This window comes from Elusimicrobiaceae bacterium (genome assembly GCA_028700325.1).
Lineage (GTDB): Bacteria > Elusimicrobiota > Elusimicrobia > Elusimicrobiales > Elusimicrobiaceae > JAQVSV01.
This window is the reverse complement of sequence record JAQVSV010000021.1, coordinates 1-13314: the sequence shown is the minus strand read 5'-3', so window position 1 is coordinate 13314 and position 13314 is coordinate 1. Positions and strand designations below refer to the sequence as shown.

General features: G+C 58.5%; 7 protein-coding genes. 5 read left to right on the top strand and 2 right to left on the bottom strand.

Annotation, left to right across the window (positions count from 1 at the left end; all coding sequences use genetic code 11):
* Positions 1-54 precede the first annotated feature (54 nt).
* The 3 genes from PHW69_04380 to PHW69_04370 all read left to right on the top strand — a co-directional run bounded on the left by PHW69_04380 (position 55) and on the right by PHW69_04370 (position 4339).
* On the top strand, positions 55-957 hold the full coding sequence (locus PHW69_04380; GenBank protein MDD4004424.1) for a hypothetical protein: 903 nt from the start codon (positions 55-57) through the stop codon (positions 955-957).
* Positions 958-1021: 64 nt separating this feature from the next.
* The gene (locus tag PHW69_04375) at positions 1022-1900 is read left to right on the top strand and encodes a hypothetical protein (protein ID MDD4004423.1); all 879 of its coding nucleotides are present in this window, start codon (positions 1022-1024) and stop codon (positions 1898-1900) included.
* Positions 1901-2467: 567 nt separating this feature from the next.
* The gene (locus tag PHW69_04370; GenBank protein MDD4004422.1) at positions 2468-4339 is read left to right on the top strand and encodes an OPT/YSL family transporter; all 1872 of its coding nucleotides are present in this window, start codon (positions 2468-2470) and stop codon (positions 4337-4339) included.
* Between the two features lie 416 nt (positions 4340-4755).
* Here PHW69_04370 and PHW69_04365 read toward each other — a convergent pair whose 3' ends face one another.
* Positions 4756-5670: a magnesium transporter CorA family protein gene (locus tag PHW69_04365; protein ID MDD4004421.1), complete on the bottom strand. Its 915-nt coding sequence runs from the start codon at positions 5668-5670 to the stop codon at positions 4756-4758.
* Between the two features lie 96 nt (positions 5671-5766).
* Here PHW69_04365 and PHW69_04360 point away from each other — a divergent pair, with 96 nt between their 5' ends.
* A complete protein-coding gene (locus PHW69_04360; protein MDD4004420.1) occupies positions 5767-6201 on the top strand; it encodes a nucleoside deaminase in 435 nt (144 codons plus the stop codon).
* Positions 6202-6204: 3 nt separating this feature from the next.
* On the opposite strand, the gene PHW69_04355 is transcribed toward PHW69_04360, so the two are convergent.
* Positions 6205-6918 (bottom strand): queuosine precursor transporter, encoded by a 714-nt coding sequence (locus PHW69_04355; protein ID MDD4004419.1) that lies wholly within the window; start codon positions 6916-6918, stop codon positions 6205-6207.
* Positions 6919-7211: 293 nt separating this feature from the next.
* Between PHW69_04355 and PHW69_04350 the strand changes: the two genes are divergently transcribed.
* Positions 7212-13154, top strand: coding sequence for an MG2 domain-containing protein (locus PHW69_04350; protein MDD4004418.1), 5943 nt, complete (start codon positions 7212-7214; stop codon positions 13152-13154).
* Positions 13155-13314: the final 160 nt, after the last annotated feature.

The following is a 13314-nucleotide window of genomic DNA, read 5'->3' as shown; positions in this document are numbered from 1 at the left end:
CAACATAAATTATATCAGAGGCGGATCCTGCCGGACCGTTCGGGCGGATTTTTTATGCGAACATATATTAAAATATTGCTTCTGCTTGCCGTTTTCCTGCCGGGCGCGGGTAATCCGGGCTATGCGTTCCAGCTGCCGTGGAAAAAGGATAAGGCGCAGCAGGCTCCCGCCACTGAGGCAACATCCGCCGAAACCGGGTACGGCGCGTGGCAGAACTGCGTGTCTTCCGCCACAATGTACCTGCCGCTGGGCAATTCGCGCCAGCTGGGGAAGCTTGATCCGAACTGCCGGCCCGACACGCTGTACTCATGGGGCCCCGATCTCAAGCTCATTTCTTTTCTCTCGTGCGCCAGCAATCCGGGCGAAGCGTGTGATCTGGCAAAACGGTCGAAAGTGGCTTCCCAGATATGGAAGGCTTCGTTTCCCCGCGCGATTTTTGCCACAGTCAGCCCGATCACGACATTCGGCTACGGCGACATAATGTTCAGGATCAAGCTCAAGCCCGACACCCGCTTCGCTTTTTTGATTGACCCGCCGGACTCCAGTCACCTGTGCAATACGCTATCGCCCGATCAGACGGCCGACACCGTTATCGTGCGGAACTGGCATATCGGCACTCTGTACGGGCTGGATTACATCATATGCGGCACCGGCCCGATCCATTCGTGGAGCGTAGGCACCCGGCAGGGCTATGAGGAGCTGTCGAGAGCGTACAACTGGACCAGGAGCCACCGGCACTGGATCCCTTATGTGGCGGAAAAGAGCGACCGTTCCATTCTGTTCAACAGGAATCTCGACAGCAACAGCTTCAGTCCCAGGCATTTGAACAAGAATTTTGCGCTGATGAAAAAAATGATTGAAAAAGGCGAAGGCGGCGTGTTTTTCTCGCCCGGAGTGACCAAAAGCGCCGACGCTCATTTTTCGACCGGCATGAAATCCTACTGGAACGCGAATTAACGCGGTCCGGCGGGCGCGGCACAGCCGGCCCGGAGAACAATACAGCCATGTGAAGGGGCGCCATATGACACGAAAAACAAAAATCATCCTGTCAGTTTCGGTAATCTTCTTCGCGGCTTTCGGCCCTGCGAACGCCAAACTGTTCAAGGCGCATGGCACTGCAGGGTTCGGCGCGTGGGAGCAGTGTGTTTCTTCCGCCACGCATAACCTGCCGCTGGGCGATTCGGTTGAATTGAAAGCGCTGGACCCGGACTGCCAGCCGGACACCCTTTACACCTGGGGCCCGGAACTGAAGCTGAACTCGTTCATGTCGTGCGCGAGCAATCCCGGGGAAGCGTGCAGCCTGGCGGAGCGGGCCAAAGTCACAAAACAGTTATGGGAAGAAGCGTTCGGGCGCGCAATTTTCACCACCATCAATCCGCTCGCCACGTTCGGGTACGGCGATATAATGTTCCGGATAAAACTCAAAGCCGGGACGAAATTCGCTTTTTTTGACAATCCCGGACGCAACGATCCTAAAAATTACAGCAATTACTGCAATCTGCTGTCGGCCAGCCAGCTGAAAGACACGGTGCTCGTGCGTTACTGGCATTACGGAAACATTTTCTCCGGCATGGATTATATCCTGTGCGGCACCGGCCCGATCCACTCGTGGAGCGTAGGCACGCGGCGCGGCTATGACGAGCTTGACAGGTCAATCCGCTGGAACCGGGCCAACAAACGCTGGATTCCTTTTGTGGTGACCGGGAAAGGCACGCCGCGGCTTTATATTCCGCTTGACGGATACCTGTCGTTCAATCCGGGCCATCTGTCGAACAACATGAAGAAAATGCGCAGGATGATCGAAAAACGGGAAGGCGCTATTTTTTACGCGCCCGGCGTGGAACATAACGCGGAGGAGCATTTCCGCACCAATATGCCGGGCTACTGGAACCCGAATTAACCGCCGTACACAGTTTCCGCGCAAAACGCATGCTTCCGTCTTTGACAATCCCCCTCCCCTGCATCTTGCGGAGGGGGATTGCCGTTTCCGGCAACGCGCTCCCCACGCGCCAGCGCCGCGCCGCTTCCCGCTTCGCCATGCCGGAAAATCTCCGGCCCGTTCACACGCCCGGCTTGCAAAAAACTGTTTCCCGCACATGCGGCGAACGCATTGAGCAAAAACCGGACGGGCAACCGAACGGAAGCGTGCCGGCCAATAAGGCCGGAAGTATTTTATTCGTGACATGTCGCGTTCCTCAGCCTGTTTACGATTGCGGTAAATGCCGCGCCCGTTTTGCTACAATAAAATCAAACATGTGTATTAAATCAGGAGCTTTTCTGAAATTTCCCGGAATGCGGCCGCTTCCCGCCGCGGCATCCACTACAGCAGCGAAGCCCGGGGCACGAATCGGAGGCGGTCAGCCTCACGGGCCGGCAACTCCGCAAACCGAACACGCTCAAGGAATGCACGGCAAGCTTTGCCTGAAGTGGCATTGCGGGAATTTCGGAACAGCTTTAAGAGGATAAAATGTCAAACGAAACCGCAGCTGCCGCAGTGCCGGAACAGGAAACGAAACTGTCGCCGGAAGAAACAGAGCTTAAGTGGTATAAGGAAGTGTACCGGGGCGACACGATGCCCCAGCTGACCGTGCGCGCGGTGGTCATGGGCGCGGTGCTGGGCGGGTTCATGTCGCTGTCAAATTTATACGTCGGGCTTAAAACCGGCTGGGGGCTGGGCGTCGCCATTACGGCGTGCATCCTCTCGTTCGCCATTTACAAAACGCTGATGACTCTCTTCCCCAAAATGTTCCCCACGGAAATGAGCATACTGGAAAACAATTGCATGCAGTCAACGGCATCGTCGGCGGGTTATTCCACGGGCGGCACGATGGTATCGGCCATCTCGGCGTTTCTGCTGGTTACCGGGCAGCACATGCACTGGGGCACGCTGACCTTGTGGACGATTTTTCTGGCCGCGCTCGGCGTATTCATGGCGGTGCCGATGAAACGCCAGATGATCAATATCGAGCAGCTGAAGTTTCCCAGCGGGATCGCCGCGGCGGAAACCCTCAGAAGCCTGCACGCCAAAGGCGGCGACGCGGTTCTAAAGGCCCGGCTGCTAGGGCTGGGCGGCCTGTTCGGCGCGGTGGTGGCGTGGCTGAGGGATGCGGCTGTCCCGCGGTTCATGAGCATTCCCGCTTCGCTCTCGTTTCCCGGCTATATTAAGGGGATCGAGCTGTCGAAATACACCATTTCGTTCGATATGAGCGCGATCATGATCGCGGCGGGCGCGATTATGGGGTGGAAAGTGGCGTGGTCGCTGTTATTGGGCGCGACAATCAATTACGCCTGGCTGGCTCCGAAAATCGTGGAACTTGGCGGCATTGATCCGGCGCTGGGCTACCGCAATATAGTCAAGTGGAGCACCTGGGCGGGCGCGTCAATGATGGTTACGTCGGCGCTGCTGGCGTTTGCGTTTCAGTGGCGCACAATTCTGCGCGCGTTCAGCGGCATAACGGCTATTTTCACGGGCAAGAAAAACGGCGAGGATCCCATGGCGCACATCGAAGTGCCCGGAAGCTGGTTTGTTGCCGGAACCGCGTTGTCGGGGCTGGGCTGCATTCTGGTGCTGTATTTCGCGTTCGACACCACACTGCTTATGGGCCTGGTGGCGGTGGTGATGACGTTTTTTCTTTCTATCGTGGCATGCCGCGCGACCGGAGAATCCGACATAACGCCGGTAGGCGCGATGGGCAAAATCACCCAGCTCGGATTCGGCGTTCTGGCTCCCACGAACATGGTTACGAACCTGATGACCGCAAGCGTGACGGCGGGCGCGGCGGGCGCGTCCGCCGATCTGCTGACGGATCTCAAGAGCGGATACCTGCTGGGCGCAAACCCGCGCAAACAGTTTCTGGCCCAGCTGGCTGGCATTTTCGCCGGCACGCTGGTGGTGGTGCCGGCTTTCTATCTGCTGGTGCCCGACGCGACGGTGCTGGGCTCGGACAAATGGCCTGCGCCCTCCGCGCAGGTGTGGGCGGCGGTGGCGAGGCTGCTTTCGAACGGGATCTCCTCGCTGCATTACACCGCGCGCGGCGGCCTGATTGTCGGCGGCCTGATCGGAATTTTCCTGCCGCTGCTTGAAATGGCGCTTCCGAAATGGCGCAAGTTCATTCCGTCCGCGATGGGAGTGGGGCTGGCGCTGGTCATTCCGTTTTACAATTCGCTGTCAATGTTTATCGGCGCGGGGTTCGCGCTTGTCATTGAAAAGAAATGGGAAAAGGAACTGGGCCCCTATGTGGTGCCGGTGTCGGCCGGCATTATCGCCGGCGAATCCATCATGGGCATACTTGTGGCTGTACTGGCCGCGACCGGCCTGCTTGCCATGATAGGCGGCTAGCTCCGATATTTCCGCTTGCGTGCTGACAAAAAGGCCCCCTGTAACGGGGGCCTTTTGTTAGATGCAACCTACCGGGGGGGGTGGAGGTCACATCCTGGGGGGACTTCAGCGAATTGTGATACTAGTCTAACATTCTGTTATTTTTGCGAATAGGTGCTAAAGGCCCCTTATTTTAAGGGAAAAAAGACCTACGCGGCAGGCATTTCTCCGCGTATTTTGCGAGCCGAGTGTTTTTTATATCCGAACGGCAGATGCTGCCCGCTAACGCCGCTCCGCCGCGGGCCATAATGCCCGGACGCCGCATCCGCGGCGTTAAGCGCGGCTGCGCGGCAGGCTCAAAACCCGGCCTGCGCCCGACCGCGCATCGTGCCGCACCGGCACGAACGCCGACGGCAAACCGGCCGGAGCAGACGGGGTCACCATTTTTTATATCTCCAGTAGCGGTAGGTCACCAGCACTGAAATAACGGCAAACCCCATAATGATCCAGAACGCGTGATGATGTTTCTGGAACGGGATCGTGACGTTCATCGAAAACGCGCTCACCACCAGAGTCGGAACCATGATGCCGATCGTGATCAGGTTGAGCGTCTTCATCAGCTGGTTGAGGTTGTTGCTGACGAGGCTTGACCGCGCGTCCATCATGCTGGCCAGAATGTTGGAGTAGATTTCCGCCTGTTTGAGGCATTGCCCGTTTTCGATGATTATATCGTCCAGCATTTCGGTTTCCTCGATGCTGAACCCGATTTTTTCCGAGCTGTTGCGCATCTTGCTGAACACAAACCCGTTGGAGTTGATGGCGTTGTAATAGTACACCAGCGATTTCTCCAGCGTGAAAAGATTAAGCAGATATTTGTTTTCCATGGATTCGCTGAGCTTCTTCTCGATCTCGTCGGTAATCATGTTGATTATTTTCAGATGCTCTACATAGTGGTAGATCGAGTTGTAGATCAGCTTGAGAAACACGTCGTTTACTTCGGCCACGCGCCGGAATTTTTTGCCGGTGAAAAGCGGGATATCCTCGGAAATGACTACTATCAGCCGGTTCTTGAACAGGAACAGCCCCATTGAAGCGACTTTGAAAAGCAGCTTGTCGTGGCCGGAATAATTTTTCGGGCGGTTAAGGATTACCGCCAGATGGTCCGGCTCGAATTCCATACGCGACAGCTCTTCCGGGTCCAGCGCGGAGTTGAGGGTATGCTCGTCCAGTTTGTAATTTGAAATTAGCCGCTGTTTTTCCGCATCGTCGGGATTGACGTAAACCTGAATGGGCGCGGTTTCGGAATCTATCTGTTTTATGCTGTTTTCTTCTATGGTATAGCGTGCAAGCATAACTGGCCTTGAAACGGCTTAAAAAATAATTTCACATAATATAAATTGTAGAATAATTGAACGGAAGTTTGTAAACAGGATTTCAGGAGGCTGATTATGGACGGGTTCATGGAAGAAGCCATCGCGCAGGCGCGCAAGAGTCTTGAGGAAGGCGGCATACCGATCGGGGCGGTGCTGGTCAAGGACGGCATAATCATCGGACGCGGACACAACCAGCGCGTGCAGAAGGACGCGCCCATCCTGCACGCCGAAATTGACTGCCTGCAAAACGCCGGCCGCATAGGCTCGTACCGGGGCACCACGCTGTATTCCACGCTCAGCCCCTGTTATCTCTGTTCGGGCGCGGTGGTTCAGTTCGGCATCAAAAAAGTCGTGATAGGCGAGAACGAAACTTTTGCCGGCGCGCCGGAGTTCCTGGCCCGGCACGGAGTGGAAGTGGAAAACCTCGATCTTGAGGAATGCAAGGCCCTGATGCGCCGGTTCATCGCGGAAAAGCCGCAGCTGTGGAACGAAGACATAGGCGAGCTGTAAGTTTTACTTATCCGGCGTGAACATATAGAAGGGGTTGAACACGGTATGCCGGTCATACACGTCAACCCCTTCTCTGTTTTTGAGAAACCCGACCGCCTTGTAGGTAAGCGGAGTCAGCAGCGCCTCGAACATGCACTTGAAAAACCACTGATGCAGCAGGGTAACCAGCAGCGCCCGGCCGGGAATCACGCCAAAAAACGCGATCGTCACAAAAATCACCGTGTCCAGCGCCTGGCCTGCCACGGTGGAACTGATGGTGCGCAGCCACAGATGGCGGCCGCTCGTGCGGATTTTGAGTTTCGCCATTATATAGGAATTCGTAAATTCCCCGCACAGGAACGCCAGCAGGCTGGCGCACAGCATGCGTGGCGCGACGCCCAGAATAATATCGTATGCGGCCTGATTATGCCAGAAATCCGCCGCCGGCAGCCGGCCCGCCGCCCAGACGAAAAACACGAAAAACAGGTTGCAGGCGAACCCGGTCCAGATAACCAGCCGGGCGCGGGAATATCCGTAGACCTCGGTCAGCACGTCGCCGAAAATATAGCTGACCGGAAACACCAGCTCCCCGCCCGACACCGTAAGCCCGAACAGCACCACCAGTTTGACCGCCGCCACATTGGAGGTAATCAGCGTGGTCACAAAAAGCGCGGTTATGATAAGGAACCGGAGGGAATAACCGGCGTTGGGCGGCGGTTGTGAGGGCGGTTGCGTCATGGTGGTCATAATATTCCTTTTCCGCCGTGCAAATGACGGACGGCCCGGGCCCCTCGATGAGGGCGAAGCTGCTGTCTTGCTTCTATTATGCGGAACCGTGCCGGAAACGACTTCGGCTTATTCTAGCACATTTGCCGGCCGGACCGCCGTATTTGCGCGGGCATTTGCTTACGGTACGGGCATTAGGTATACTTTCGCTGTGTGGCGGGATTGCGGGGTCAGCGCGATAATGCTTCAACTGCCGGGCCAAATGCGCAGGCCATGCGCTGTTCGGGCCGTTTCAAGGGGAGCTTATGAAAAAATTGGCGATCTTATGTTTTTTGCTGGCGCCGGGCGCGGCTGCGGCCGCCGGCGGCGCGCGCAGTCTGGAGCAGGCGGATAATTTGTTCGGCAAAGGCCGCTACGCCCAGGCGCTTGAAAACTATGAAGCCGCGGCAAAAAACACCGACGGCGACGACAGACTCAGGGCGCTGTACCGCTCGGTCGAGTGCCGCGCGCTGGCGTTCCAGTACGCCGAGGCGGTCGCCGCGGCGGCCAGTCTGCCCAAAACGGGCGATCCCGCATGGCAGGGCCGGCTGCTCCTGCTGAAAGCGGAGGTCATGCGGGAATACCTCAACCAGTACGGCTATAACCTGCCCGCCGATATCGAAGCAGGCGCGACTGACGTGACACGGCGCACCCGCACACAGTGGGAAGCGGACATCAGCGCGGCTTATGCCGGCCTGTGGTCCCTTAAAAAAGCGCTCGCCAAAAAACCGCTCGCGCAGGAGAGTTATTTTATCGTTTCCGACAAGACTGACCTGCGTGAAACCCCCACCCTCTGGGATTTCGCCGCGCTGCGCTGGGGCGACTGGATACTGTCGCGCAACGACGCCCCGGATGACAAACTGCCGGACGCCGGGGATTTTGTGAAAGACGATTTTTCCGGCCGTTTCAAATCCGCCGGCCTGCCGCGCGCCGCCATGGCCGCCGCGCTTTATGAAGACGCCGGCGACACGGCCGGCAAAACCTGTCGCGACGCCGCGTTTATGTGGAAAATAAAACGCCTGATGATTCCGTTCGAGCATGGCGACAGCGTACTTTCAAAAGCCGGGTCCGGCCTGGCGCGCGCGGCAATAAAAACCCTTGATGACTGGGCCGCGAACGACAATGCCGGGCCTCTGGCGCGCGCGGAGGCGCTGTACAGGTCGGCCGTAATGTCGCATGGGCTGCCGGAGCTGGAAACCGCTGTCGAAACCTGCAAAAAACTTGAAAAAAGTTACGGCGAAACCAATCAGGCGGTAAAATGCGCGCAGCTGCGCGCCTCGATAGAAATGCCGAGCCTGACACTGCATTCGTTCGTCACGCCGCCGCCCGGCGCGAAAGCGCTGAAGGTGGATGCCCGCAACGTGGAGCTTGTGCATTTCCGTATCTATAAAACCAGCCGCGCCGAGCTGGAAAGTTTATACAAAGCCGGCAGGAACCGCGGCGGCGACCGGTTCTACAAATTCGAGCTGACGGCGGACATGCTGCGCCGGTTTCTGGGGCGCAAGCCTTTCAGGGCCTGGGCGGATAAACTGAAGTATCCGGCCAGGTACGCCCCGATAACCGCCGACGTAACCCCGCCCGCGCTGGAAAAAGGGCTTTATGTCGCGGCGGCCGCCAGCGACGACGCTTTTGAAGACGGGCACGACCTTGTTTCCGGCGCGCTTGTTAACGTGACCGAGCTGGTGCTGATCGGGGCGGAAGGCATTAAAGGAAACCCGTCCGATTACGTTGTCGAGCCGGACAAACTGTCCGCGCCCAGAACCCTCCAGCCGGACATAGTGCATTTTTACGCGCTGAACGGGCTCACCGGCCGGCCTGCGCAGGGCGCGCAAATCACCGCGCTCGGCAAAACCGTTTTAAAACTGACCGCCGATAAAACCGGCATGGCCGCTGTCAGCCAGCCTGTTGCCGTAATGCCGCGCCACAGCATATACGCCACTGTTTATCCCTACGCGCAGCACGAGGGAAACATAGCGTTCTGGCAATATCAGATGTCGTTCGGTTTTTCACCCGAGCCGACACTCAGCCTGCATACCGAAACCGACCGTCCGATTTACCGGCCGGGCCAGCAGGTGACGTTTAAAGTTACCGCGCTCGAGCGCATTCCGCAGGGGTTTCGCACTTACGCCGGGAAAAACAGGATTTCCGTGCAGGTGCGCGACGCCAACTGGCGCGATATAAAAACATTCCGGCTCCAGCCCGGCAGCATGGGCGGAGTGTCGGGCTCGTTTGAAATACCCGCCGATGCGCTGCTGGGCCAGTACCATATAAGCGCGTCGCTGGATGATTACCGGCAGGATACGCGAAACGATTACCTGTTTTCGGTGGAAGAATACAAGCGGCCGGAATTCGAGGTCAAACTCGACACGCCGAAAGAAGCCGTGCGCTACGGCAGCCCCGTCACGGTAAACGGCGCGGCGGTTTATTATTTCGGCGGCGGAGTGCAGAACGCGCCGGTGAATTACACCGTAACCCGGCAGGTGTTCATACCCTGGTGGCATTGGCGGTTCGGCGGGTTTGACAGAAACGGCGAAGAAGTGGCGTCCGGCAGCGCCGTGGCCGGACCGGACGGCAAATTCTCGATCAGCTTCACTCCGCAGCCGGAACGGACGGGCATGGGATTTCCGTCCGTTTTCGTGGTGAAAGCCAGCGCCCGCGACGCCGGCGGACGCACGATCACGGCCGCCGCCGGCATTACGGCGGGCAGCCACGCCTACACGTTTGACATAGCGCGCGACGAAGGGTTCATTTACGCCGACGGCGGGCATATCAAAGTATCCTTGCAGAACCTCAACGCCATAGCCGTCAGCGGCAAGGGAACCGTGAAATTTTTCCGGCTGGACAAACGGCCCGAAACCGGCGCCGCGGCTCCCATGTGGGGCAATTTTCCCGCTCCGCAGACAATGGACGGGCTGTTCGCCAGTATTCCAGACGGTCCGCGGGTTTCCGGCGGGCCGGTCGAGTTTTCGGAAAGCAAACCGGCCGACATATTTTTCAAGCCGCCCGGTCCGGGCGTGTACCGCATGACGCTTTCCGCGCCGGACCCGTGGGGCGGCGTGAGCGAGCAGTCGGCGATCATACTGTGCGCCGACAGAACTGACAGCGCGTCGCTTAACCTTCCGCCGGTCACGCTTGCCCGCAGAAACACCGTTTACGAAGGCGAAACCGCCGAGATCCTGCTGGGCGCGTCGGCCGCGCGGACCGCGCCGCTGTTTGTCGAGGTGTGGGCCGGCCGGTACCTGCTGAAACGGGAAATGCTGGAGCGCGGCGGGATCAGGATTTACCGCGTCAAGACGGGGTTCGAGCATAAAGGCGGAATCACCGTGCGCTGGTTCGCCGCCAAAGACTTCAAATTTCTCAGCGGCCGCACGAATGTCACGGTGCCGTGGCGCGACAAAAACCTGAACGTGAAATTCCAATACACCAAAACCAACGAGCCGGGCGGGAAGGCGAACTGGGCCGTTTCGGTAGCCGACTGGCGCAACAGGCCGGTAAACGCGCAGGCCAGCGTGCGCGTGTATGACCGGTCGCTGGAATATTATGAAGCCGCGGCGCCTTCCTGGATCGGCGGGTTGTATCCGAAGCGGGAGTATTCGGGCGGCAACTCCGTTTCCATCTTCGCGCCTTACAACACGGAACTGCCGGTCAGAAAAGGCTGGATCGAACTGATGATGCAGGCGTTCCGGCGGCGGCTGGCGGAACCGGTTCCGCCTTACATACAAATCGCCGGCTCGCGTCACGGCAGAAGCAAAGGCATGTTTTTATCGAAATCATCAATGATGGGCCGCAACGTCATGGAAGACGCGGTCGGTGGCGCCATGCTTGAAGAAGGCGCGGTAATGGGCCGCGCTTCCGGTGCTCCGTCCGCGATGACGGAGCTGAAGAAAGACAAGGCGCCGGGCATGGCCGCGCAGGAAGCCTCGCCTTCCGCCGCGCAGCCGGAAATCGCGCCGCGCACGAATTTCGCCGAAACCGCGTACTTCAATCCGTTTGTGGGAATCCGTCAGGGGAAAGGCGGCTTTTCCTTTACCCTGCCGCAGCGGCTGACTTCGTGGAAACTGAGCGCGACCGTCATTACCAGGGATATCAAGACCGGCGCGGCAAGCGCCGAGGCGGTTACCGCCAAACCGGTTATGGCGCGGGTGCTCACGCCGCGGTTCTGGCGCGAGGGCGACCGGAGCGAAATACGGCTGACCGTCACCAACACCACCGCGGAACCGGTATCGGGCGAAGCCGCCATAAAGATAACCGAGAACATGAAAAACGTTACCGCGGCGTATACCGAAACCCCGCCGGAAACGGCCGGCACGGTGCCGCCGGGCGAAAGCAAAACATTCATATGGCCGGTCCGGGTCGCGCAGGGAATTGCCTCGCTTAAAATCACGGGCGGTTTCCGGGCGGGCGCGGTAAGCGACTCGGAACAGCAGGAGCTGCCGGTTCTGCCGGGCTACGACCGGGTGTTAAGATCGGTGGTGAAACTGCTTGACCGCGATTCGGAAACGCTCGCCATAGAGGATCTGCCGCAGGACGCGTTTATGGAAAACGCGTTCGTGCAGGTGGATCCGCAGCTTGCGTCGGCTGTCATGAATTCCTTGCCGCAGCTGGTGCTGTATCCTTATGAATGCACGGAACAGGTGGTGAACAGGGCGGTGCCGCTTGCGGTGACAGACCGGCTGTACAGACAGATACCGGGCCTGAGGGAATCGGTCGCCAGGATTCCGAAACGCAAAACCATCAGCCCCGAATGGGAGCGGGACAATCCGCTGCGCCAGATGGGGCTGGAGGAAACGCCTTGGTTCCAGCGTTCCAAAGGCGGGGAGAGTCTCTTTCCGCTTATTGACCTGCTAAAACCGGAGCTGGTCAGCCGGGAATACGCCGCTTCCGTGGAAAAACTGAGAACCTGCCAGAAGCCGGACGGGTCGTTTCCATGGTTTCCCGGCGGCGAAAGCAACCTGTACATGACGCTCTATGTGCTCGACGCGTTTGCCACGGCGGGCATTTACGGTGTCGAGATCCCGCAGGACATCCTGCGAAACGCGATGCGCTATGCGGTGAACGAAATTCCAAAGCATATGGATCCTGACACTTCGTCGCTGGCATTCGTGCTTTACGGAGCGTATACCCTCACTTCGTATCCTGCCGGCTGGAGTGAAACGCAAACCGCCAGACGCTACGCCAAAACATGGATGGAATATGTGGACCGGCACTCCGACGCGCTCACCCAGCTCGGCGAGGCGCACGCCGCCTGGATATACCTGCGGCTTGGCGACAAAAAGAAGTCCGACGAATATCTCGACCGCGCGGTTGACGGCGCGAAAACCGGCGCGGAAGGCAGCGTTTGCTGGACTCCCGAGAAAATCTCCTGGTTCTGGTACAGCGACACTCTGGAAACCCACGCTTTCCTGCTGCGCACGCTGCTTAACCTGCGGCCCGGCAGCAAGTTGATAAAGGGCATGGCGCTGTGGATGATGCCCGACCGCAAAACCGCCGAATGGAAATCCACCAAGGCCGCCGCGGCCGCGGTTTATTCGCTGCTTGAGTATATGAAGAAGACGGGCATGCTCTCCGGTTCCACGAACTACAGGCTAAACTGGGGCGCGGTAAAAGCGGAGGCGACGGTGGCGGCTTCCGACTTCCTTCAGAAACCGCTCCGGTGGGAGCTGGCCGGACCGGCCATAAAGCGCGCCAACTCGAAAGCCGTTATCGAAAAAACAGGCAAGGGCATGGCGTTCGCGACGCTCAGCATGGTGTATACCACACGGCAGCCGGTAAAAGCTTCAAAAAACGGGATGCTGGCGGTGGACCGGCAGTATTTTCTGCGCAGGAAAACAGGCCGGGATTACACGCTCTCCCCGCTGGACGACGGCGCTACGGTGAAAGTGGGCGACGAGCTGGAAGTGCACCTGACCATAAACGCACGGCACCAGTTCGAGTTTGTCCATCTGGCCGACCCCAAAGGCGCGGGTTTCGAGTTTGAAACGCTCAAAAGCGGCTGGGAATGGGACAGGCTCGCGCGCTACACGGAACCGCGCGACAGCCGCATGAACTTCTTCGCCAGCTGGCTGCCGCACGGCGAATATGTGCTGGCTTACCGGCTGCGCCCCACCACGCCGGGCGTGTACCATATAGGCCCGGCGGCACTGCAGTCAATGTATGCGCCGGAATTCGCGGCCAATTCCGCGAGTGTCAACCTGACGGTAACGGAGTAGGAGCCGGCGCTTCCTGTTTCCGGCGGGCGGAATCACCCGCCCGCCGGATTTTGTTATGGCCGGGCTTTTTATATAATAGCAATAGCCTATCTGCACCGGAGGAACGCATGGCGGACAAAAATGCCGGAACGATTTCCGAAACGGTTATCAATAAATATTA

What these genes read in the sequence shown, in the direction of transcription:
- PHW69_04375 (MDD4004423.1), top strand. Translation starts at nt 1,022, where the DNA reads ATGACACGAAAAACAAAAATCATCCTGTCAGTTTCGGTAATCTTCTTC.
- PHW69_04380 (MDD4004424.1), top strand. Translation starts at nt 55, where the DNA reads ATGCGAACATATATTAAAATATTGCTTCTGCTTGCCGTTTTCCTGCCG.
- PHW69_04365 (MDD4004421.1), bottom strand. Translation starts at nt 5,670, where the DNA reads ATGCTTGCACGCTATACCATAGAAGAAAACAGCATAAAACAGATAGAT.
- PHW69_04370 (MDD4004422.1), top strand. Translation starts at nt 2,468, where the DNA reads ATGTCAAACGAAACCGCAGCTGCCGCAGTGCCGGAACAGGAAACGAAA.
- PHW69_04350 (MDD4004418.1), top strand. Translation starts at nt 7,212, where the DNA reads ATGAAAAAATTGGCGATCTTATGTTTTTTGCTGGCGCCGGGCGCGGCT.
- PHW69_04355 (MDD4004419.1), bottom strand. Translation starts at nt 6,918, where the DNA reads ATGACGCAACCGCCCTCACAACCGCCGCCCAACGCCGGTTATTCCCTC.
- PHW69_04360 (MDD4004420.1), top strand. Translation starts at nt 5,767, where the DNA reads ATGGACGGGTTCATGGAAGAAGCCATCGCGCAGGCGCGCAAGAGTCTT.